This is a genomic window from Rhizobium sp. BK049, assembly GCF_014193135.1.
GTDB lineage: Bacteria > Pseudomonadota > Alphaproteobacteria > Rhizobiales > Rhizobiaceae > Rhizobium.
The window spans coordinates 26,259-48,669 of sequence record NZ_JACHYV010000003.1 but is presented as its reverse complement, the minus strand read 5'-3'; the positions used below and the strand labels follow the sequence as shown (position 1 = coordinate 48,669).

The window sequence follows — 22,411 nt, the reverse complement described above, 5'->3', positions numbered from 1 at the left end:
ACTGTTCCTTCACTTCTCGGTGGAGATGAGGCCGCGCACGAACCAGCGCTGCATCAGGATGACGAGCAGCAACGGCGGCGACATGATGATAAGTGTACCGGCCATGGCGACGTTCCAGTCAGGCAGGCCGAATTCGGACGGGATAAGGGTCTTCAGCTGCGTCACCGCAATGCCGAAATTCGGATCGGTGGTGACGAGCAGCGGCCAGAGATACTGGTTCCAGGCCCAGACGAACATGATGGTGAAAAGCGCGATCATATTCGACCGCGACAACGGCAGCAGTATATCGACGAAAAAACGGACGGCGCCGGCGCCGTCCATCTTTGTTGCCTCAGCGAGCTCGTCGGGGACGGTCAGATAGAACTGGCGATAGAGGAAGGTACCGGTGGCGGTGGCCACAAGCGGCGCCACGAGACCGGTATAGGAATTCAACAGCCCCCATTCGAGCTTGATCTGGATGCCGCACACCCAGGCGACGAGCGCGGTAATCCCGGTGACGTCGAGGATTGCCTGGAACGGCTGCAGCGCGTTGGCCGCAATCGAATAGGTCGGCACGATGCGGACTTCGAGCGGCAGCATCAGCGTGATGAAGATGATCCAGAAGATCAGATGCCGGCCGCGGAAGCGGAAGTAGACGATCGAGAAGGCGGCCATGGCGGACAGGATCACCTTACCGGCGGCGACCGCGGTCGCAAAGATGATGCTGTGAACCAGCTTGTTGCCGAGATCGGCGCGGACCCAAGCAGCTTGTGCATTTTCCCAGAAATGCGAACCCGGAGTGAGCGGCAGCGGCACCCGGTTGACCGTCTCCAGATCGAGCGTCGATGCGATGATGACGATGACGAAAGGCAGAAGTGCGATCACCATGCCGAGCGCCAGAAGCGTATAACAGACGAAATTGAATATCGGCGTGCGTTCGATCATGTCAGCGGCCTCACTTGTAGTGCACGCGCCGCTCGATGAAGCGGAACTGGAAGACGGTGAGAAGGACGACGAGCGCCATGAGGATGATCGACTGGGCGGCGGCGCCCGAATAATCGAGCCCCCTGAAGCCGTCGAAATAGATCTTGTAGACCATCAGTTCCGTCGCCCGGGCCGGACCGCCCTGCGTCATGACGTCGACGATGCCGAAGGAATCCTGGAAGCTTTCGGTGATGTTGATCACGAGCAGGAAAAATAAGGTCGGCGTCAGCAGCGGCAGCTGGAGGTCCCACATGCGGCGCAGCGGCCCGGAGCCGTCCATGGCGGCCGCTTCGATCAGCGAACGCGGGATGCCCTGAAGCGCTGAAAGGAAGAAGATGAAATTATAGCCGATATATTTCCACGAAAAAGCGATGATGACGGCGATCATCGCGTCCTTGCCGTCGAGCGCCGGGTTCCAGAGGCCGGGCCAGACGTGATTGATAACGGAGAGAAGGCCGGCCTCCGGCGCCAGGATGAAGCGGAAGGCGAGACCGAGAGCGGGAGCAGCGATCGCATAGGGCCAGATAAAGACCGACCGATAGATTTTATGGCCGCGCAGTTCACGATCCGTCAAAAGCGCCAGGACGAGCGCAAACCCCATGGCAATGATCGTCGAGCTAAAGGCGAAAACCATGCTGCGGCTGATCGAATCCCAATAGATCGGGTCGCTGAGCAATTGCTTGAAATTGTCAAAGCCGACCCAGGCATTGCCGCCGCCCCATGGCTGCTCGAGCGTGAACGCCCAATAAAGCGCCTGCGCGCTCGGCCAATAGAAGAAGACGAAGATCAGCAGCAGCATCGGAAACGCGAAGAGCAATCCGATAGTCGTCGAGGAGAAAGTGACGCGCTTTTCCATGGGTGATCGTTTTCGGCCTGGTCTGGTTTAAGCACGGGCGGCGAGTTCGCCTCCGCAGCCCCGGTATGAATGTACAAGGATGCCCCCGGTCCGCAAGGCAGGCCGGGGGCGGCGCATATCGGACGATCAGGGAAGCTGAACGTTCTTGTAGGTCTGCTGGAAGCGGCGCAGCAGCTGGTTGCCGCGATCGGCAGCGCCGTCGAGCGAAGCCTGGACGTCGGCATTGTTGACGAAGATTGCCTGCAGGCCGTTGGCGATCTCGGTGCGGACCTGCAGCAGGCCGCCGAGGCGAATGCCGTGCGGAGCCGTATCGTCAGCCGGCGATGCGGTCAGGCTCTGAATGGCGAGCTCGCGGCCGGCATAAGGAGCCTTGTCATAGAAACCCTGCTTCTTCAGATATTCGAAGCCGGAGTTACGAACCGGGATATAGCCGGTTACGGTCGACCAGGTCAGCGCTTCTTCCGGCTTGGCGATGAAGTTGAAGAAGGCAGCGGCAGCCTTGTATTCGGCATCGGTATGCCCCTTCAAGACCCAGAGCGAAGCGCCGCCGACGAAGGAACTGTGACGGGTTGCATTGCCATAGGTCGGGAGCATTGCCACGCCCCAGTTCATGCCCTGCTTGGCGGTACGGCCTATATTGCCATGGTCACCGACGGAGGTCAGGATGACCTGGCAGTCGCCGGCAGCAAAGGCTTCGACGAAGGTCTGGCCGACGGCCTTGTTCTTGATGATGGCGAGCTTGTTGTCGTACCAGGACTTGAGATCCTTGATGTAGCTGACGAGAAGCGGGTTCTTGTTGAACACCAGCTCGGCATCGAGACCTTCGAAACCGTTCTTCTTCGTGGCGATCGCTTCACCGTTGACGGCTTCGAACTGCTCGATGTACTGCCAGACTTCGTTGTTGGAGATATCGAAGCCGAGCGGGCAGGCGTAGCCGGCCTCCTTCAGGGCCTTGAAATCTTCACCGGCTTCCTGCCAGGTGGCTGGAGCATGGTCCTTGCCGATCTTGGCGAAGGCGTCCTTGTTCCAATAGAGCAGAGCGGTCGACGAGTTGAAGGGGAAGGAATACATCTCGCCCTTCGACGTCGCATAGTAGTTTGCGATACCGGAGAAGTAGTCTTTCCAGTCGACCGTATAGCCCATGTCGGTCATCAGCTGGTTTGCCGGGTAGAAGGCGCCGGAAAGCATGATGTCGAGCGTGCCGGCGTCGGAAACCTGGGCAATGGTCGGCTGCTTGCCGGCGCGGAAGGCGGCAATCGTGTTCTGCAGGGAAGCGTCATAGCTGCCCTGGCTGGTGCAGACGACTTCATAATCGGCCTGCGACTGGTTGAAGCGATCGCACTGTTCCTGGACACGCTTTGCGATGTCACCGGAATTGCCGAACCAGAAGTCGATCTTGGTCTTTTCGGCGGCGGCAGCGGGCCCAGCAAGAAACGCTGCGGCGAGAAGGGCGCCAACGGCGCCGAGAAGCTTGGCTTGCATGAGAACCTCCAACGTAGAAAAGGGGGCGCTTTAAGCGCACGCCCATTTAGCTGGTTCAAATTGCCGCTGCCAATGAATATTACATGACATGAAGTGTTCGAATTATAGTTGTCATAAAAATGACATGCAATCGTTATTCGAAACACCAGGAGAAGTATTTAGAGAATATTTGAGCGATCCTTAAACATATTGTCAGATGTATGCATATATATTCGAATAACCGTCATTTTTAAGAATCTGCAATATTTTACTTATATTGCTGCAAGGCATCCCTATTCGCGCGGCCGAAGACAACGAAACTTGCGAAAAACATTCGCGTTTTTATCGTTGCACTGCTGTGCAACGCCCGGTTTCAGCCCGAAAATCAAAGAGAATCCTTCAAAATTGCAGCAAAGCGCGGATCGAATGCACGGCTGATCGGGCCGGCGGCCGCCCCGAGCGCCACCGACCAGGGATCGGCCATGCCGGGCTGCAGCCGTGGCAGCATCCGGCCGCGCCTCTCGGCGATCGAAGGCAGCAGCGGGCCGATCGCTGCAATCAGCCTGTTCACCAGCGCTTCCGGTGCGCTGCCGCAGAGGATCACCGTCTGCGGATCGAAGACAGTCTCAATGAGATGGATGCTCCAGCGCAGGTCCGCCGCCGCCGCCTCGATCCAGGCCTCGATGCTTGGAGCCCCGCTGGAGGCAAGCTCGTTGATGCGCGCATGGAGATCGGGATCGGCCGGATCGGCCGATAGGTGCTGGTAGAGCGAGGCTAGCGAGGCGCGATGTTCGAGCGGCGTCGTTTTGCCGTCGGCAAACAGCAGCGCCGTGCCGATCTCGCCGGCATTGCCGTTGGCGCCGCGATAGAGCTCGCCATTCAGGATCAGGCCGGCGCCGATGCCGTAGCCGACGAACAGACAGACGGCATGGTCGATGCCGTGGGCGGCTCCCACCATGCGCTCGGCGGTCGCAGCCGCTGCCGCATCGTTCTGAAGACTGACATCGAGGCCGGTGCCGTCGCTCAGCGTTTCCAGGAGCGGAAACTTCTGCCAAGTCTCCATCATCCAGGGATCGTCGCCGCTGCCTTCCATGCCGAACGGGCCAGGCATTGCGGCGCCGAGGCCGACCAGCCGTTTTTCCGACTGCTGGACGATACCGGCAAGCCTGGAACGCACACCGGCGACGAGATCGAGAATGACCTTCGTTCCCGTCGCCGGACCTCCGGGCGGCAGTCCGGCTTCTGCGCGTACGAGAACGCTGCCGACGAGATCGACGGCGACCGCCCGCGTCACGTGCCGGTCGATCTGCAGGCCGATCGCGAAAGCGCCTTCGGGCACCAGGCCGTAGGGCGTCGAGGGCTGGCCCCTGCCCTTGCGCACAGCCTCCTGCGAACCGACGAGACCATCGCGCTCGAGCTCCTCGATGATATTCGACACCGTCTGCTTGGTCAGCCGCGTCGCCCGCGCCAGATCGGCGCGTGAGAGCGCACCATTGATCCTCAACGCATCGATCATCACGCGCCTGTTATGCGCGCTGGTGCCTTCGTGATTGGTGCCGCTCTTGGCTCGGATCGGCCTGATGTCGCTCATGTGTCAATTGCCTCTTGACTCCAGTAGAATGTTGGCGAAGTAATAAGTCAAGACATTTGACTTAATAGGGACCGGAGAGTTCCAGGGAACGCAGGAGGCTGCGAAGGGCATCCAAAGACGCTCCGAGATGATGACCCGGCACGCTTTTTCACGCGTGCCTTCTCGAAAATCGATGGCGGCGAAACCGCCCTCGGTCATGCGTAAATTTCAAAAACTGGAGGCTGCAATGCTGAAATCTCTCAATAAGACGCTTCTTGGTGCGGCCTTGATCGGCGCATCCTTTGCTCCGCATGCTTTCGCCGAAACGGCGCTGAATGCACTTTTCATGGCGCAGGCCGCTTACAGCGAGGCCGACGTGCGCGCCATGACCGATGCCTTCGTCAAGGCGAACCCGGATATCAAGGTCAATCTCGAATTCGTCCCCTATGAAGGCCTGCACGATAAGACGGTGCTGGCCCAAGGTTCCGGCGGCGGTTACGACGTCGTCCTCTTCGACGTCATCTGGCCGGCCGAATACGCCACCAACAAGGTGCTGGTCGACGTCTCCTCTCGCATCACCGACGAGATGAAGAAAGGCGTGCTGCCGGGCGCCTGGACCACCGTGCAGTATGACGGCAAATATTACGGCATGCCGTGGATCCTCGATACCAAATATCTGTTCTACAACAAGGAGATCCTGGAGAAGGCCGGCATCAAGGCGCCACCAAAGACCTGGGACGAACTGGCCGAACAGGCAAAGACCATCAAGGACAAGGGTCTGCTCTCCACGCCGATCGCCTGGAGCTGGTCGCAGGCCGAAGCCGCGATCTGCGACTACACCACGCTCGTCAGCGCCTATGGCGGCGATTTCCTGAAGGACGGCAAGCCGGCCTTCCAGACCGGGGGCGGTCTCGATGCGCTAAAATACATGGTCGCGAGCTATACCTCAGGCCTGACCAATCCGAACTCCAAGGAATTCCTAGAAGAGGACGTCCGCAAGGTTTTCCAGAACGGCGATGCCGCCTTCGCGCTGAACTGGACCTACATGTACAACATGGCCAACGACCCGAAGGACAGCAAGGTCGCTGGTAAGGTCGGCGTCGTGCCGGCGCCAGGCGTTGCCGGCAAAAGCGAAGCTTCGGCCGTCAACGGCTCTATGGGCCTCGGCATCACCTCCGCCAGCCAGCATCCCGATGAGGCCTGGAAGTACATTACCTTCATGACCTCGCAGGCCACGCAGAATGCCTATGCCAAGCTCAGCCTGCCGATCTGGGCATCCTCCTATGAGGACCCTGCCGTCACCAAGGGGCAGGAAGAGCTGATCGCCGCCGCCAAGATCGGCCTCGCCGCCATGTATCCGCGCCCGACGACGCCGAAATATCAGGAGCTGTCGACCGCGCTGCAGCAGGCGATCCAGGAATCGCTGCTCGGCCAGTCCACCCCCGAGGACGCGCTGAAATCGGCCGCCGAAAACAGCGGCCTCTGAGGCCGGCATGAACATCCGGGCGGCGCCTGCCGCCGCCCGGCCTCCATAACCTATGAATGAAAAGGGTCGCCTCGATGTCGGGCACTTGGCTGACAACCCGCGCGTGGCTTCTGATGCTGCCGCTTCTCGTGGTGATGATCTCGGTGATCGGCTGGCCTCTGATCGATACCGTCGGCCTCTCCTTCACCGATGCCAAGCTTGTAGGCACCGAAGGACGCTTCGTCGGCCTCGACAATTACGTGAAGATGCTCTCCGGCTCGAATTTCCAGCGCACGCTCGTCACCACAGCATGGTTCGCGATCGTCTCGGTCGCCGCCGAAATGGTGATCGGCGTGCTGGCCGCCCTCCTGCTGAACCAGCAATTCCGCGGCCGCACCGCGCTTCGTGCCCTGATGATCCTGCCCTGGGCGCTGCCGACCGTCGTCAACGCCACGCTGTGGCGGCTGATCTACAATCCGGAATATGGCGCGCTGAACGCCGCGCTGACGCAACTCGGCCTGCTCGACTCCTACCGCTCATGGCTTGGCGAACCGGGCACGGCGCTCGCCGCCCTCATCGTCGCCGACTGCTGGAAGAATTTCCCGCTGGTGGCGCTAATCGCGCTCGCCGCACTCCAGGCCGTGCCGCGCGACATCACCGCCGCCTCGCTCGTCGACGGCGCCGGCCCCTTCGCGCGTTTCCGCTTCGTCATCCTGCCCTATCTCGCCGGCCCGCTGATGGTGGCGCTCGTGCTGCGCACGATCGAAGCCTTCAAGGTGTTCGACATCATCTGGGTCATGACCCGCGGCGGCCCGGCCAATAGCACACGCACGCTCTCGATCCTCGTCTATCAGGAAGCCTTCTCCTTCCAGCGCGCGGGCTCGGGCGCATCGCTCGCCCTGATCGTCACGCTGCTGGTAACGCTGCTTGCCGCAGGATACGCGGCACTCGTGCGTAAGACCGCCGGGAGCGCCGCCTGATGGAACGCCGGAGCCCGCTCTTCTCAGCATTCATTCACCTCTGCGCCCTGCTGCTTGCCGCTGTCATCCTGTCTCCGATCCTGTGGCTTTTCATCATGAGCATCGCGCCGGCTGCCGATCTCGCCGCGAAGCCGCTGCGCTGGTGGCCGCAGGCGGTGGATTTTTCGCGATACCAGGTGCTGCTGTCGACACTCGAAAACAGCGCCGGCGCCGCCTTCACCTCGTCGCTGCGCAACAGCATCGAGGTGGCGGGCACGGCGACGATCGCCGCCATCGCGCTTGCCATTCCCGCCGGCTGGGCCGTGTCGCGCACACCTTCCGTCGGCTGGTCGCTGTCGATGGTGATCGCAACCTATATGCTGCCGCCGGTGGCGCTCGCCGTGCCGCTCTATATGGGCCTCTCCCATCTCGGCATGCTGAACAACGTCTTCGGCCTCGCCCTCGTCTATTTGACGATCCTGGCGCCCTTCACCACTTGGCTGATGAAATCCGGCTTCGATTCCATCCCGCGCGAGATCGAATCTGCCGCGATGATCGACGGCGCCGGCCTGTTCCAGACGCTCCGGATCATCACATTGCCGCTCGCCGCCCCGGTGGTGGCGACCTCGAGCCTCTTCGCATTCCTGCTTGCCTGGGATGAATTCTTCTATGCGCTGCTCTTCACCTCGGACCAGCGCGCCAAAACGCTGACCGTCGCTATCGCAGATCTCGCCGGCGGCCGCGTCTCCGATTACGGACTGATCGCCACGGCAGGCGTGCTCGCCGCCCTGCCCCCGGTGTTGATCGGTCTCGTCATGCAACGCGCCCTGATTTCCGGGCTTACCAGCGGCGGCGTCAAGGGATGAACATGACAACAGAAAGAAACCGGCCTGCCGGGCTTGCTGCGATCGATCGCGAAATGGCCCGCCAGCACGCCGATGCAATCGCCTCCTATGAAACGGCCGGACCGATGGCGGCAAGAGCCGCCGCCTCGCTGAAAAAGACCGGCCGCCTGCTCCTGATCGGCATGGGCGGCTCGCATGCGGTAAACCGCGCCGTCGAACCACTCTACCGTGGTCTTGGCATCGATGCCGTCGCGCTGCCGCTCTCCGAGCAGCTCGGCCAGCCGCTGCCGATCGGCGGCAGGACGATCTTCGTTACCTCGCAATCGGGCGAAAGCGCCGAGGTCGTGCGCTGGTTCAACGAGACCGGCGGGACGCCAGAAACTTTCGGCCTAACGCTTGAAGGCAGTTCCTTCCTGGCCAGGACCGCTCCCTCGCTGATCGGCAGCGGCGGCACCGAGCTCGCCTTTGCAGCCACCCGCAGCCTGACGGTGACCTTTGCTTTGCATCTGGCAATCATCGCCGACCTTGGCGAAGATCCGGCCCCGGCGCTTGCCGTCCTCAGGTCGCCGAAAGAGCATGACGTCGCAGCCGCGCTTGCAGCACTCGAAAACGTCGCGACCGTCGTCACGTCAGGCCGCCGCCTGCAAGGTGTCGCCGAAGCGCTGGCGCTCGGATTGACGGAGCTTTCGCGCCGCCCCTGCTTTTCCCTCGAAGGCGGGCAGCTCCGCCATGGACCGATGGAAATGCTGGGGCCGGAGATTGGCGTCGTGCTGTTCCGCGGTCTGGACGAGACGGCCGGCCTGGTAACGGCAATGGCGATGTCTGCTGTCGAGACCGGCGCTCCCGTCATCCTCTTTGACTCATCGAGCGAAGCTTCAGTGGCCGGCGCGGTGACAATCCGCTTCGCCCCGGCAACCGGCCTTGCCGCGATCTTCGCCATGCTGCCGGTCGCCCAGCGGCTGATGATCGCCTTTGCCGACGCCCGCGTCGAGAATGCCGGAACGCCGGTTCGATCCACTAAGATTACCCGGAGCGAATGAATGCGGCCGCTTGCAGTCATCGGCAACGTCAACGTCGACCTGATCCTCGGACCGGCCGCCCCCTGGCCCAAGGCCGGCACGGAAATCATTGTCGATCATGACGAGTTGCGCGTCGGTGGATCGGCCGGCAACAGTGCGCTCGCCTGGCAGGCGCTCGGAGTCGAATTCGAGATCGCCGCCAATATCGGCAGCGACCAGTTCGGTCGCTGGCTGGCCGAAGCCTTCGGCCACGGTTCCGAGAAGTGGCCGATGCGTCCTGAACAAACGACCCTCTCCGTCGGCATCACCCACCCCGACGGCGAACGCACCTTCTTCACGACGCGGGGCCACCTGCCGCGCTTCAGCCTGGCCGATGTCTTCGCCGTTATCGACGGCAAAAGTCTGCGCGGCGGCTACGCGCTTCTCTGCGGCGGCTTTCTCACCGACGATCTGACCAGCCAATATGACGCCTTCTTCGACTGGGCCGAGAGCCATGACATCGCCGTCGCCCTCGACACCGGCTGGCCGCTCGACGGCTGGACCGAGCAGAATTGCGCTGCGACACGGGCCTGGCTTTCTCGCAGCCGCATCGCGCTGCTCAACGAGGTCGAAACGACGACGCTTGCTGGCATCGCCGATCCGATCGAAGCCGCCCGGCACATCAGCTCGCATATGCCGCAAGGTGCGATCGTCGTCGTCAAACGCGGCCCCGATGGCGCCATCGCGATCGGGCCTGACGGCCAGCTGGTGTCGGTGGCCGCGCCCGTTGTCGCGGTCGTCGACACGATCGGCGCCGGCGATGTCTTCAATGCCGCCTTCCTCGCAGCGCTGGCAAAGGACGAGCCTTTGACGTCTTGCCTGAGAGCGGGAACCGAGGTCGCCTCGCGCGCCATCTCCACCCTCCCCCGCAGCTACGGCGACCCGACCTCTCTTCAGGAGCCACAGTCATGAGCGCGCTCGACATCGAAAACATCCGCAAGACCTATGGCGACGTCGAGACGCTGAAAGGCATCGATATCTCTTTGGAAAGCGGCGAATTCCTCGTCCTGCTCGGTTCTTCCGGCTGCGGCAAGTCAACGCTCTTGAACATCATCGCCGGCCTTGCCGAGGCGACGAGCGGTGATGTCAGGATCGGCGGCCGCTCGGTGCTCCGCGTACATCCAAAGGACCGCGACATCGCAATGGTCTTTCAATCCTATGCGCTCTATCCCAATCTGACGGTGCACCGGAACATCGGCTTCGGGCTGGAAATGCGCAAGGTTCCGGCGCCGGAGCGCGACAGGGCCGTGCGCGATGCGGCAAAGCTCCTGCAGATTGAAAATCTGCTCGATCGCAAGCCGAGCCAGCTCTCGGGCGGCCAGCGGCAGCGCGTTGCGATCGGCCGTGCGCTGGTGCGCAAGCCGGAGGTGTTTCTCTTCGACGAGCCGCTTTCCAATCTCGACGCCAAGCTGCGCATGGAAATGCGCACCGAGATCAAGCGGCTGCACCAGATGCTGAAGACCACGGTCGTCTATGTCACTCATGACCAGATCGAGGCGATGACGCTTGCGAGCCGCATCGCCGTCATGCGCGACGGCCGCATCGAGCAGCTGGGCACGCCGGAAGAGATCTACAACAGTCCGGCGACGCTCTATGTCGCCACCTTCGTCGGCGCGCCGCCGATGAACCTGCTGACGGCAACCGTCCGGGATAATCGACTGGTGCTCTCTGGTTCCAATGCCAGCCTGCCTTTGCCCGTCCGTTTCGGCAAGGCGGCGGCCGATGGCCGAGACCTCATCCTCGGCATCCGCCCGGAGTCCCTTCGAACGGCCGGATCCGGGGCTTCGCTCGAGGCAACTTCAGAGGTTGCGGAGTTGACCGGCCCGGAGCTCGTCGTCACCGCCTTGGCCGGAAACCAGCGCCTGATGGCCTGCCTGCCGCCGCGCACGCCGGTCCGTGAGGGTGACAAACTCACCCTCTTCTTCGACGAGGAGGCGATGCACCTCTTCGATCCGCAAACCGGTCTCAGTTGCCGGAGCACGCGATAGAACGGACGGCGCTGCTTGTTCAGTTCGCCACATCAGCGGGTTTGCGCTTGTAGACGTGGATATAGTCGACGAGCAGGATGGACGGGTTCGGCGTTTCGTCGATCGGCCAACCCGAGCCGAGCGCCAGATTCACCAGCGGATAGAAAGGCATGTGGAACTCCGTCGGTGTATCAAAGCTCCACAGGTACTGGCGATCCAGGTAGAAGGTCGTCTTGTCGGCCTGGATATCGACGCCGTAGGTATGATATTCGCTGTTCAAAATACCATCCTGGACGGTCTTCCAATAGCCGCCGTTGGAATTCTGGCCGCCATGAGCCTGGCGCCAGATATGAAAGCCCATGCTGAACTCGTAGGGCGCGCGTCCATAATATTCCAGGACATCGATCTCCGCGGTGTATTTCGAGCGGTCGAGCCCGATGAGCCAGAAGGCCGGCCACACCCCCTTGCCCGGCGGCAGCTTCATCCGCGCTTCGAAATAGCCGAATTGCTGCGAAAAGCCCTCGCCTTTCGGATTGACAGCCGAGACGAGGCCTGATCGCCAGGTTCCATCCTCTCCCTTGCGCGCTTCGATCTTCAGGATTCCTTGATCGGTGGTAAACGGAAAGCCGGGCGCCGGATCCGTGAAGCGGGCGTCGCCGAAATCGCCGTTCCAGGGCGTATGAGCGATCCAGCGGGAACTTCTCTCTCCCCACGCCGAGACGTCGAGGCTGTCGAAATTCTCCTCGAATGTCAGCTGATAGGCATTCATGTTGATCGGTTCCTGGGCGACGCTAGGCTTGCCGGGCAAAGCTCCCAGACCAAGAACGACGAGCAGACCCAAAGTCTTAGAAGATATCCTGTAACGCATTCCGATTCTCCGAAACGCCAAATCCGATCGCTGGACTTCACCTCTCGCCATCATGAGGTGAGAACTCCGTTTCGCCGCGGTGCCAGCCTTTGCACGACGATAGTCTCGATACCGTCGGGCCGTCCGACGATCTGCCACAGCAGCAGCGCCAAGGCCCAGAAAGTCGCCGCGGCCGCGGCGCCGCAAACCGCCAGGCTGGCGATCAGGTTGAAGCCGACAGGCATGGCGGCGAGCATCGGCTGCACCCAGAGCAGGAAAGCGATCATCGGCACGCTCGCGGCCAGCGGCCGGTAAAAGGCGTTCAGCTGCGCGGCAAAACTCGCTCCGATCAACCGCCGGGTGATGATGAGCGACGCGGCATAGGCGACGAGCACGGCGATGATCCGAGCGCCGAGCGCGCCGTCCACCTGGAAATAGGCGATGCCAAGAATAGTCACCGGCACCCTGACGGCGAATTCGGCAAACATTCTGAGAGCGAGGGAACGGGTGTTATCCAGCACCATCGCCAACGCCGGCATGATATTCGTGGGAAGACCGAGCAGGCTGACAACGCAGAGCCATTGCAGGATCGGCGCGGCGGATGCCCATTTCTCGCCGACGAGGACGCGCACGGTCGGCTCGGCGAGCATGGCGAGTGCGATCAGAACGGGTGCTGCAACGAAGGTGATCGCGTTTGTCGCCTTCAGGTAGGCAGCGACCAGATTGTGACGGTCTTCGACGGTGGAGAATCCGGCCATCAGCGGGCGCAGCAGCGGCCCGACGAAGGTTTGATACGGAATTCCGGCAATGTTGTCGGCGACGCTGAAGGCCCCGAATGTCGACAGGCCGGTAAAACGCGGCAAGAGCAGCCGGTCCAGCTGCCAGTTGATCGAATTCAGCAGCTGCGACACGGTGTTCCAACTGATCATGTCCTGAAAATGCTTCCATTCCGACAGACTGAATGCCGGCCGCATCGGGGCAAAGACATAGGAGGTGATCATCGCCGCGGTCGGGCCTGAGACCGCGCCGACCGCGAGCCCCCAATAGCTGCCCGTCGCCACCGCCACGCCGACACCGAACAGCAATGTCGATCCCTTGGTAATCAGATCGAGCACGAATTCGCGCTTGAAATCGAACCGCTGCATGAAGAGCACCATCCGCGGGCTGATCATGCTGCGCATGGCAGGCGCGATCGAGAGAACGGCGACGAGGGCAAAAAGCCGGGGGTCGCCGTAGATCAGGGCCATCGGCCAGGAGAGGACGATCATCAGCAGGCTGATAGCCGCCCCTCGAAGCAGGCTGAGAGTGAAAGCCGTGGCAAACATCTCTTTGGAAGGCGACGGCTGTCGCAGCAGAGCCTGCGTCAATGGCAGATCCAGAATCGTTTCGACGATGACGAGAACCGAGGTTGCAATGGCGACCAGACCGAAGTCCGCGGGACTCAAAAGCCTCGCCAGGATAAGCAGGCTTACAAAATCGAGCAGCCGCGCGAGGAACTTTCCGCTGATCGTCCAGATGCTTGCCGTCGCCGTCCTCTGAGATACGCTTGACATGATCTGCTATCTATTCCTCGTTGGCGGATTGAGACGGATTCAGTCGCGGCCGCAAGATGAGGCAGCTCCGGCCCCTGTTCTCAGCCCGGCCTTCTTCTCAGGCCCTCTGCGGATCGGTCGCCTCGGGCGGACAGCAGTTGCTCAATGAGATCGGCCAGACGATCGCGGAACACGGCGGAGGAGAATTTCAGCGAGTGCGCGCGGATCGCTTGCGGATCGATATCGTCCTCGATTTCTTCGAATGCTGCCATCGTCTCAAGCAGCGCTTCCGTCGTCTGTTCGGCAAAGCGGAAGCCGACCTGCGGCGACGAAACGGTTTCCCTGGCGCCGCCGGCGTCGAAGGCGAGAACCGGACGGCCCGATGCCATGGCTTCCACTGGCAGGATGCCGAAATCCTCGGTGCCCGGAAACAGCAACGCGCGGCATCGCGACAGGTGGTCGCGCAGCACGTTGAAAGGCTGATGACCAAGGAACTGAACGGTCGGCCCGGCGATCGACTTCAGATAGGACAGCTGTTCTCCCTCGCCGATCACGACGAGCTTCCGGCCGGCCTCGGTGCAGGCGCGGACCGCAATATCAGGCCGCTTATAGGTCGTCAGCTGCCCGGCATAGAGATAAAATTCGCCTTTACCCTTCCCCACCGCAAAGTCATCGGTCGCAACGGGCGGGTGGATGACGACGGATTCCCGGTCATAGAAGCGCCGGATGCGGCTTGCGACATAGTCGGAATTGGCGATGAAGGTATCGACGCGCGAAGCTGTCGTCACATCCCAGGCGCGCAGCATCGGCGCGGTGATCGACATCAGAGCGCGGCCGATCCAGGGCAGGCCATGACGATAGACATGGAACTGGTCCCAGATATAGCGCATCGGCGAATGGCAGTAGCAGACATGCAATGCATCGGCGCGCGTGATAATGCCTTTCGCCGGCCCGGATTCGCTCGACAACACGAGGTCGTAGTCCTGCAGATCGAACTGCTCGAGCGCGAAGGGCATCAGCGGCAGCATCTTGGTGTAATGCCGCTGCGCGCCGGGAATTTTCTGCAGAAAGGAGGTGCGGATGTTCCGGGTCTTTAGAAAATCGCTGATGCGATCCCGGTTGCAGACCAGTGTGAAGATGTCGGCCTGTGGAAACATGCGGCACAATTCTTCAACGACCTTCTCGCCGCCGCGCATCGAGACGAGCCAGTAATGGACGATAGCGACGCGCAGTTGCCTGGTTTCCTTGACGCTTGCTGCCTCGGCCGCACGCTTTTTCGACATCACCGGTGCATCGCCGAGAAATGCCCTTGCGTCGGAAAGAGAGGTTGTTGCTTTGAAGGTCAAAGGAATACTCCTTGTGTCGCCACACCGTCTGTCAGCTCGGGAACCGCATTCATCGAAAGCAGGCTGCAATATTCGGCAAGGAGCGCGTCGCGCCATTGCTCATGCGTCGAGGCGAGATCCGGAGACATCAGGAAAGCCCTCTCGCTCATGGCGCGGATTTCATGCCTCGGCATTTGGCTAAAACGCATCAAGGCATCGGCAAAGACGATCTCATCACCCGTGTCGCAGGCGAATGCCATACCGGCCTGCTCCATTTCTTCGGCAAGGAATGCGTTGCGCGACATGATCACGGGGAGGCCGCTCCTCGCCGCTTCGATCGCCACGAGGCCGAACGGTTCGGGATAACGCGAGGGCATCAACAAGGCCCGCGCTTTGCGGATCGTGGTGCCGATCTCCGCATGCGATTGCCAGCCGACGGTCCTGACGTGATCGCCGGAAGCCTCAACCAAACCCCTCAGCGGCCCGTCACCGATCACGCAGAGCCTGGCACCCGCTCTTCGCGTCGCGGCCACGGCGTCCTCCACACCCTTTTCCTCATCGAGCCGTCCGATGAAGACGAACTCGTCGTTCGCCTCCGCCTCGATGCGCTGTTTCGACAGGGGAGCGACGGGATTGCGGATCGTCGTCAGCCGGTCGGGCCGATAGCCGGCGCCGACGAGAAAGCTCGCCATTTTCTCGTGCAGCAGGATGATCCGGCCGAAATCGGCCTGCGCCTTCAAAAGCCTGAGGATATTCGAGCCGCGGGCGACCCGCCACAATTTGTGCGAATAACTTCGCTTGTCGCACGCCGTCGCAATGCAGCCCGCACCCAGCGGACGCCGAAGGCAGATCTCTTGCGCCTGGTAATCGAAGAAGGCGCCATTGGGACAGGCGGTGAAGAAGTCATGGGCGTGAACCAAACACCGTCCCGCGACCGGAGCCAGTGCTCGGAAAAGCGCCGGTGACAGTATCTGATGCCAGCCATGTACGTGATAAACGGTTTTTGCCGTATCTTCTGCGGCAATCCAGTTGGCAACCATTCGGGTTGCCGCCCCATTATGAATGCCGGTCACGAAAGCCTTCGCGCGGTCGGCGCTCAGCAGATCGCGGCTGTTCAAGCCAACCATGGAGACACCAAGCGCAGCAAGCTCCGCGTTGGCCGCGTCATCGCCACAAATATAAGTGACGGGGATATCCAGGCCTCGAAAAAGCTTGGCTGACAGGACCGCCAACCCTGTTGCCCCGCCCCTGGCCACCGAGTAGTCGTCGATGACGACCACGCGATCGATCCTTGGCGTGCCGCCGCCGGGAAAGCGGCTGGCATTTGCGGCGAATCCGTGGACATCGGAAAGCGACGGGTGCATCACTTCACCGAAAACGCGCCATTTACACAGGCCTCAAGCGCCTTGCGATTGAGAATTCTGATCTTGCCCTGCCCTCCGTCGATGATCTTGCATTCGCGCAGGCGCCGCAGGCACTGATTGACCTTCTCGCGGGACGCCGGCAGCGTTGCAGCCAGATCATTTTGCGAGATAATCACTTCGTCGCCGCTGTTTGCGGCATCTTTTCCGTAAACAGCCGAGAGCCGCAGCAGCGTGCTCGCCAATCTTGCCTGCAGCGTCGACGCCGCATTGGCGATGATCCTATCTTCAAGCTCCGAGATACGCGCCAAGGCCCTGGAGAAAACTTTTTCGCGGAAGTAAGGATCGCTGGCATACATGTCGCGCAGCAGCCGACCTTCGAAGAAATGCAGCTCGCAATTGGAACCGGCTCGGTATTCGAGGTTCAACGTCTGCCGGCGCAAGACTTCAAGCTCGCCGATCAGACCTGTTTTCGGAATGATTTCAACGATGAATTCCCTGCCGTCAGGCAGCATCGTGCTTGCACTGACCAATCCCGAATGCACGCGAGCGAACATATCGACAAGGACGCCGGCGCCGGCAATGACCTCGCCACGACGGAAACGCCGTACGCTCGAGCGGCATGAAAGAAATTCATCTTCGATAACGATACCACTGTTGAGACGAATGCCGCCATTGGTCGAAATCGCGGCCTTGCCGATGCCGAGTCTGCGATCTGATGCATGCGTGATCCCGTCCATGCACTCCACTCCAGTACGAGAATGACTCTATAAATGCTGCACTGCACCAATTATCTTGGATTAGTACGTTAGTCAAATAACATCAGCAAAGCGTGACAAAATTTCAAGTCTAATCAAATTAAAGTCTCAATCCCTCAAAAATTTGCGGCGCAAAGGTCAAAAATTCATCGTTCTAACTAGTATACATGCACATAAAGAGACTATTTTGATCAAAAACAATCAGCGCGTTAAAAGCAACATCGGAACTACTATATCGAATATTAGAGAATATTCATCTTAGTAGAGATTACAGAACCACTTAAAAGAATTGATGACACAGCTAAGCGATCGGAAATCTCTTATTCATCGTGGTAGCATAAAGAATTAATTAAGAATTATGACCTTGGTAACAGACAATCAGGGTGCGCCGCAGCAAGCTTTGAATAGTTCTTGACGGCAATTTTTTGGAGGCCGCGATGACATGGGAAGCACACAGTTTTGAGACCTGGTCGCGCGTCGAACGGACGGCAAAGGGCGGCGAGTTACGGGAGTCCCAGCCTCGCTCAGTGGGCAGGTCGGCGAAGCGAGCTATCGACCTTGTTGTCGCGATCACCGCGCTGGTCTTGCTCTCCCCGATTCTGCTGATCGTGGCATTGATCGTGAAACTGTCCGACCGCGGCCCCGTCTTGTATTCCCATACACGCATTGGCTTCGGCGGCGCGCCCTTCGGATGCATGAAGTTCCGGACGATGAAGACCGATGCGAGCGCTCAGCTTGCCGAACTGCTGCAGAACAACCCGGCGGCCCGCAGCGAATGGGAAGCAACGCGCAAGCTGAAGAACGATCCGAGGATTACCGCAGTCGGCGATATCCTCAGGCGCTCGAGCATCGACGAGCTTCCCCAGCTGATCAATATCGTGCGCGGCGAAATGAGCCTCGTCGGACCCCGCCCGGTCACAGCCGAGGAATTGCCGCGCTACGGTGAACATATGTGGGCCTATATGGCAGTCCGTCCGGGACTGACCGGTCAATGGCAAACCAGCGGGCGCAACGACGTCAGTTACGACTACAGGGTTTCTCTCGACGTCCACTATCTCAACAATTGGTCGCTCGCTCGAGACTTCGTCATCATCGCCAAGACCATTCCTGCGCTGTTTTCCCAGCGCGGATCGTACTGAGCGTTCAGGGGGCCGCCGACCGTGCCCGAGATGGACGATGCGCTTCTCCCCGTCTCCTCCTAGCTGCCATTACCTGGTTATTCCTTGATTTCCCATTCCGGATTAGGACGACATGACCTCCAGCACGATCTTCAGCGGTGTCTCTCCCATATCCCTGCCTGCAGCAGCCACAGGCGGCGGGAATTCGCCGCTGACGCTGCGGGATATGCTTTTCTTTTTGAAAATGCGCTGGCATTGGATCGTCGTGACCACCATCGCTTTCCTGGCGATTGCCGGCATCTACCTGCTGACCGCCGAACCGACTTTCGTCGCCAGCACGCAGCTCGTGATCTTCCCCCAGGTGAGCGGCTCTGAAGCACAGAGGGCGTTCGCGGAAGATGCATTCATCGAAGGACAGTTGGAGATCGCCAGATCGAGCGATGTCGTCGGCGGAACGGTCGCAGCACTTGGTCTTGTTCACGACCCGGAGTTTGTCGATCAGACGCCTTCCCTGCAGGACAGAGCGAAGAATTGGTTGATGGGGCTTTCATCGCAAGCGGATATTCCATCGCAGGATACGGCGGGCAAGGGAGCGAGCGAAGCGCAACCGCGGACAGAGGAGGAACGGCTCCAGGACTGGGCAACCGCCAAACTGCTGAACATGATGGACATCCGACGGATCGGAAACTCGATGATCATCGAGATATCGGCTGCGGCATCCAACCCTCAGAAGGCCGTCGACATCGCCGACACGCTTGCCAGACAGTATATCCAGAAGAATATCGCGATGAAAGCCAACGCCGCCCGCCAATACAGCGACTGGCTGGCGAAATTCATAGCCGAGCAACAGCGAGGGCTGGCGGATACCGCCAGCGCCCTCGCCAGTTTCACGAGCAATCCACGCGACCAGGCCAAGCTTGCGGAGCTACAGAGCGCGACGGATGCCCGCCGAACCCTTTATGAAAGCACCTTGAACCAGCTGACCGAAGCCAGGCAGCGCATCACTTATCCGATCTCCGATGCGACGATCGTCTCGCAGGCCACGCTGCCTCTTTCGAAGGCGAGACCACGCAGCACGCTCATCGCAGCCTTTGCGGCGGTTGTCGGACTCGGTGCCGGTCTCGCACTCGCGATGATAAGGCACGCCAGCGACCGCCGGCTCGTCCGCCCGCATCAGATCTCGGAAACCTGCGGTCTGCCCTTCGTCACAGTGCTGGCGACCTCGAAAAGGATAGGGAACGGCGACCCGGCTCGTTTCCCCGCCGGGACGGACAGCAGCAGAGCCGCCTACCCCCCTATTCCTGGCATGGCGGAGCTGAGCGCAACGGTCGTCGGACTTCGGCGCAAGCGCCGGATCGTCATCGGAGTGGTCGCCGTCAATCCAGGCAGCGGAACATCGACCATCGCAAGTGATCTTGCCGTGCTGTCATCGGTATCTGGAGCGAAAACACTTTTGATTGATGCGGCCGCGCATAAATCATCGCTCAGCAACGCGCTCGCGCCTCATAGTTCCAGCGGTCTCGTCGATGTCCTCGACAATGGCGACCTCATTCAGACGGCCGCCTTGCCGCTCACCCCGACGCTGAAGTTCCTGCCGCTCGGCAAGGTGGATACCGTAACACCGGCCATTCGCCTGAGTTCCCGCCGCACGCAATTGAGCTTTGCCGAGCTGAAAAAGCAGTTCGACGCCATATTCGTCGACATTTCCGCCTTCTCCGCGTCACCGGATGCCAACGCCATCGCGCCGGAGCTGGACGGCGTCTTGGTTGTCGCCTCGTACGGACGCACATCGATCGACGACGCCATGCGCGTCATCGACACGATGCGGAACGTCGGCGCGGAGATCCTCGGCGCAATCATCAATCACGCCCCGAAGAGCATGCAGTCATGACCGCCCGTTCGGCAGAAACGTCCAGGCAGGGCGACCGGATCGCACCAACGACTGTTTCCCACGACACGGAAGCAATAGCGCCGCTTCCGAGCCAACCGTTGCGGATTGCCATCGGAATTGCTTCGGCGGGGCGCCCTTCGATCCTGCTGGAAACGATCGAATATCTCGCCGGCCTGCCGGATCAGCCGCAGCGGTTAATCGTCTGCGTGCCGGGGATCGACGACGCCGCCGGGCTCGCCGATCGTCTCGACGTGGAAGTCATTGTCGGCAACCGTGGCCTGACCTCCCAGCGCAACAGCATCATCCGGGCAGCCGCGGCCGATACGGATGTCTTGATCTTCCTAGACGACGATTTCATTCCCGCGGCAACCTTCCTGTCACGAATGGGGGCCGTCTTTGCAACAAAGCCTGAAGTCGCGATCGCTTCCGGCGAGGTCCTGGCCGACGGCGTCCTCGATGGGGGGCTCGAAATGTCGCAGGCCCTGCAGGTTCTTCACACCGCCGGCGAAGGCTCCGAGCGGGTGACGGATGTCTATAATGCCTACGGGTGCAATATGGCGGTTCGCCTCGCCCCCGTTCTCGAACACGCGCTGACGTTTGACGAGCAGCTGCCGCTCTATGGCTGGCTAGAGGATGTCGATTTCAGCAGGTCCATTGCCCGCTACGGCAGATCCGTGCGCGTTGAAGGCGCCCGCGGAGTGCATCTCGGCGTTAGATCCGGGCGGCAGCCTGGCCGGAGACTCGGCTATTCGCAGGTTGCCAATCCTATCTACCTGATCCGCAAGGGCACGATGTCGAAGACCCGCGCGATAACGCAGATCGGGCGCAACATCCTGGCGAACGCATTGGGCATAGTGTTCAACGATCCCTTGGTCGACCGATGGGGTCGTCTGAACGGCAATTTGCTGGCGATCGCTGATCTTCTTGCCGGCCGCTCCGCACCGTCCCGCATTCTCGAATTCGGCAATCCGCCATCCCGCGCAATGGCGTCGCCGCCTATCGCAACGAAACGGAGATAGATCAATGCAGTCCACATTCTTGCCCGATCGCGTCGTCTCCGCACTCGCCTTGCTGGTTTTCTGCTGCTTGACCGGCTGGAGCGTCGCCCGCGCGCAAACATTCACCCTCGTGGCGGAAGACAAGGTCAGACTTCGTGTCGTCGAATGGCGTTCAGCGGATTCCCGCTATGCCAGCTGGGAAGCTCTCGATGGCGTTTACACCATCGACGACACTGGCGACTTGTCGATCCCGATCGCTGGCCGTGTACAGGCGTCCGGAAAAACATCCGAAGAACTCGCCAATGCCATCGCCAGCGCGCTTGCCGAAAAGGCGGAACTCCCTGGCAAGCCATACATCGCCGTGGAGGTTGCCGAGCATGCTCCGATCTTTGTGACCGGCACCGTTCAAACTCCGGGACGCTACCCTTTTGAACCGCGGATGACAGTCATGAAGGCCATCAGTGTCGCTGGCGGCTTTCTGCGGGAACGCGAGGACAATACCTATTTCGAGCGCGACCGGATTCAGGCAGCCGGGGCCTTTCGGACCGCCGTCCTCAACCGGCGCGATCTCTTGATGCGGCAGGCGCGGCTGCGGGCGGAAATCGCCGGTGAGCAGAGTTTCGAGATTCCTGCCGAACTCGTGGGAACGCCCGACGTCGACAAGCTGAAGGCACAGGAATTGAACCTGATGCGGCTGCGTCGTGTCGATATCGACAGCCAGATCGAAGCGGCGAATGACCTCGCCCGCCTCTATGGTCAGCAGGTCGAGTCGCTTGAAGCCAAGATCACTTCGCAAAAGCGGCAGATTGATCTTGCCCAAAAGGAACTGGACAACGTCAACAGTCTGGTGAGCAAGGGGTTGGTCAGCAATTCCCGCCAAGTGTCTGTCGACCGCTGGGTTGCGGATGCCCAAGGTACCCTGATCGATCTCGAAGTTGCGCTGACCACGGCTCGCCAGGGCCTCAGTGAGGCCGAACGTACCAAGATCAATATCGTCAACAGGCAGAACAGCGAAAACCAGGAGCTGCTGAACCAGGTCAATCTTGCGATCGGCAGAGCGGCGATCGATATCCAGGTGGCTCAGCTCCTCGGCGAACAGGCCGGCTACGACGCTCAACTTGCGCAGATGAACATGGAGGCGCCGGGTATTGGCAGAGCGCAGAAGAACTACAGAATTGTGCGTCGCAATAGCGATGGAACCTCCAGCAACATCGTCGCCGACGAGCAAACCGCATTGCTGCCGCATGATCTTGTCGAGATCGGTTTGGACACCAATCTTCAGGCGCCGACTTCGCCTATACGGCCCCTACCCCAGGCCCAGAGCTCGACCCTCCCGTCGTCTGATGTGGCCGGCGATGATCGAGCGGGTCACGGTTGGATATCCCAGACGGGCTCGAATTAGGAGGCGCGATGATGATCAGACGACAGCTGGCGGCT

19 protein-coding genes are annotated in these 22,411 nt (G+C 60.7%); 10 read left to right on the top strand and 9 right to left on the bottom strand.

Features of this window, described 5'->3' with window-relative positions; all coding sequences use genetic code 11:
- Window positions 1–9: 9 nt before the first annotated feature.
- The 4 genes from FHT70_RS03825 to FHT70_RS03810 all read right to left on the bottom strand — a co-directional run bounded on the left by FHT70_RS03825 (window position 10) and on the right by FHT70_RS03810 (window position 4,871).
- Window positions 10–924, bottom strand: a complete 915-nt coding sequence (locus tag FHT70_RS03825; RefSeq protein ID WP_183699031.1) for an ABC transporter permease subunit — start codon at window positions 922–924, stop codon at window positions 10–12.
- A 10-nt stretch (window positions 925–934) separates the two neighbouring features.
- Window positions 935–1,819: a sugar ABC transporter permease gene (locus FHT70_RS03820; RefSeq protein ID WP_183699029.1), complete on the bottom strand. Its 885-nt coding sequence runs from the start codon at window positions 1,817–1,819 to the stop codon at window positions 935–937.
- A 126-nt stretch (window positions 1,820–1,945) separates the two neighbouring features.
- Window positions 1,946–3,301: an extracellular solute-binding protein gene (locus FHT70_RS03815; RefSeq protein WP_097600706.1), complete on the bottom strand. Its 1,356-nt coding sequence runs from the start codon at window positions 3,299–3,301 to the stop codon at window positions 1,946–1,948.
- Window positions 3,302–3,665: 364 nt separating this feature from the next.
- A complete protein-coding gene (locus tag FHT70_RS03810; protein ID WP_183699027.1) occupies window positions 3,666–4,871 on the bottom strand; it encodes an ROK family transcriptional regulator in 1,206 nt (401 codons plus the stop codon).
- A 226-nt stretch (window positions 4,872–5,097) separates the two neighbouring features.
- Here FHT70_RS03810 and FHT70_RS03805 point away from each other — a divergent pair, with 226 nt between their 5' ends.
- From FHT70_RS03805 to ugpC, 6 genes are all read left to right on the top strand, one after another.
- Entirely contained in the window at window positions 5,098–6,336 is a 1,239-nt protein-coding gene (locus FHT70_RS03805) for an extracellular solute-binding protein (RefSeq protein WP_183699025.1), read from the top strand.
- 74 nt (window positions 6,337–6,410) lie between these two features.
- Window positions 6,411–7,295, top strand: coding sequence for a sugar ABC transporter permease (locus FHT70_RS03800; protein WP_183699023.1), 885 nt, complete (start codon window positions 6,411–6,413; stop codon window positions 7,293–7,295).
- Complete coding sequence (locus FHT70_RS03795; protein WP_097600710.1) at window positions 7,295–8,140, top strand: carbohydrate ABC transporter permease; 846 nt, start codon at window positions 7,295–7,297, stop codon at window positions 8,138–8,140. Before FHT70_RS03800 ends, FHT70_RS03795 begins: the two co-directional genes overlap by 1 nt.
- Complete coding sequence (locus FHT70_RS03790; protein WP_183699021.1) at window positions 8,137–9,159, top strand: SIS domain-containing protein; 1,023 nt, start codon at window positions 8,137–8,139, stop codon at window positions 9,157–9,159. The genes FHT70_RS03795 and FHT70_RS03790 overlap by 4 nt, the downstream gene beginning before the upstream one ends.
- A complete protein-coding gene (locus FHT70_RS03785; protein ID WP_183699019.1) occupies window positions 9,160–10,089 on the top strand; it encodes a PfkB family carbohydrate kinase in 930 nt (309 codons plus the stop codon).
- Window positions 10,086–11,165, top strand: coding sequence for a sn-glycerol-3-phosphate ABC transporter ATP-binding protein UgpC (gene ugpC, locus FHT70_RS03780; protein ID WP_183699017.1), 1,080 nt, complete (start codon window positions 10,086–10,088; stop codon window positions 11,163–11,165). The genes FHT70_RS03785 and ugpC overlap by 4 nt, the downstream gene beginning before the upstream one ends.
- Window positions 11,166–11,184: 19 nt before the next feature.
- Here ugpC and FHT70_RS03775 read toward each other — a convergent pair whose 3' ends face one another.
- The 5 genes from FHT70_RS03775 to FHT70_RS03755 all read right to left on the bottom strand — a co-directional run bounded on the left by FHT70_RS03775 (window position 11,185) and on the right by FHT70_RS03755 (window position 16,949).
- Entirely contained in the window at window positions 11,185–12,012 is an 828-nt protein-coding gene (locus FHT70_RS03775; protein ID WP_183699015.1) for a glycoside hydrolase family 16 protein, read from the bottom strand.
- Between the two features lie 50 nt (window positions 12,013–12,062).
- On the bottom strand, window positions 12,063–13,544 hold the full coding sequence (locus FHT70_RS03770; protein WP_183699013.1) for a lipopolysaccharide biosynthesis protein: 1,482 nt from the start codon (window positions 13,542–13,544) through the stop codon (window positions 12,063–12,065).
- An 80-nt stretch (window positions 13,545–13,624) separates the two neighbouring features.
- Window positions 13,625–14,869, bottom strand: a complete 1,245-nt coding sequence (locus FHT70_RS03765) for a glycosyltransferase family 4 protein (protein WP_183699011.1) — start codon at window positions 14,867–14,869, stop codon at window positions 13,625–13,627.
- On the bottom strand, window positions 14,866–16,215 hold the full coding sequence (locus FHT70_RS03760) for a glycosyltransferase (protein ID WP_183699009.1): 1,350 nt from the start codon (window positions 16,213–16,215) through the stop codon (window positions 14,866–14,868). The genes FHT70_RS03765 and FHT70_RS03760 overlap by 4 nt, the downstream gene beginning before the upstream one ends.
- Window positions 16,212–16,949 carry a Crp/Fnr family transcriptional regulator gene (locus FHT70_RS03755; protein WP_085779244.1) on the bottom strand — a complete coding sequence of 246 codons (738 nt, stop codon included), beginning with the start codon at window positions 16,947–16,949 and terminating at the stop codon, window positions 16,212–16,214. Before FHT70_RS03755 ends, FHT70_RS03760 begins: the two co-directional genes overlap by 4 nt.
- 455 nt (window positions 16,950–17,404) lie before the next feature.
- Here FHT70_RS03755 and FHT70_RS03750 point away from each other — a divergent pair, with 455 nt between their 5' ends.
- The 4 genes from FHT70_RS03750 to FHT70_RS03735 all read left to right on the top strand — a co-directional run bounded on the left by FHT70_RS03750 (window position 17,405) and on the right by FHT70_RS03735 (window position 22,376).
- A complete protein-coding gene (locus tag FHT70_RS03750; RefSeq protein WP_097600718.1) occupies window positions 17,405–18,106 on the top strand; it encodes a sugar transferase in 702 nt (233 codons plus the stop codon).
- Window positions 18,107–18,218: 112 nt separating this feature from the next.
- On the top strand, window positions 18,219–19,976 hold the full coding sequence (locus FHT70_RS03745) for a tyrosine-protein kinase domain-containing protein (protein WP_183699007.1): 1,758 nt from the start codon (window positions 18,219–18,221) through the stop codon (window positions 19,974–19,976).
- Window positions 19,973–20,995: a glycosyltransferase gene (locus FHT70_RS03740; RefSeq protein ID WP_183699005.1), complete on the top strand. Its 1,023-nt coding sequence runs from the start codon at window positions 19,973–19,975 to the stop codon at window positions 20,993–20,995. The genes FHT70_RS03745 and FHT70_RS03740 overlap by 4 nt, the downstream gene beginning before the upstream one ends.
- A 4-nt stretch (window positions 20,996–20,999) precedes the next feature.
- Complete coding sequence (locus tag FHT70_RS03735; RefSeq protein WP_183699003.1) at window positions 21,000–22,376, top strand: polysaccharide biosynthesis/export family protein; 1,377 nt, start codon at window positions 21,000–21,002, stop codon at window positions 22,374–22,376.
- Window positions 22,377–22,411 lie beyond the last annotated feature (35 nt).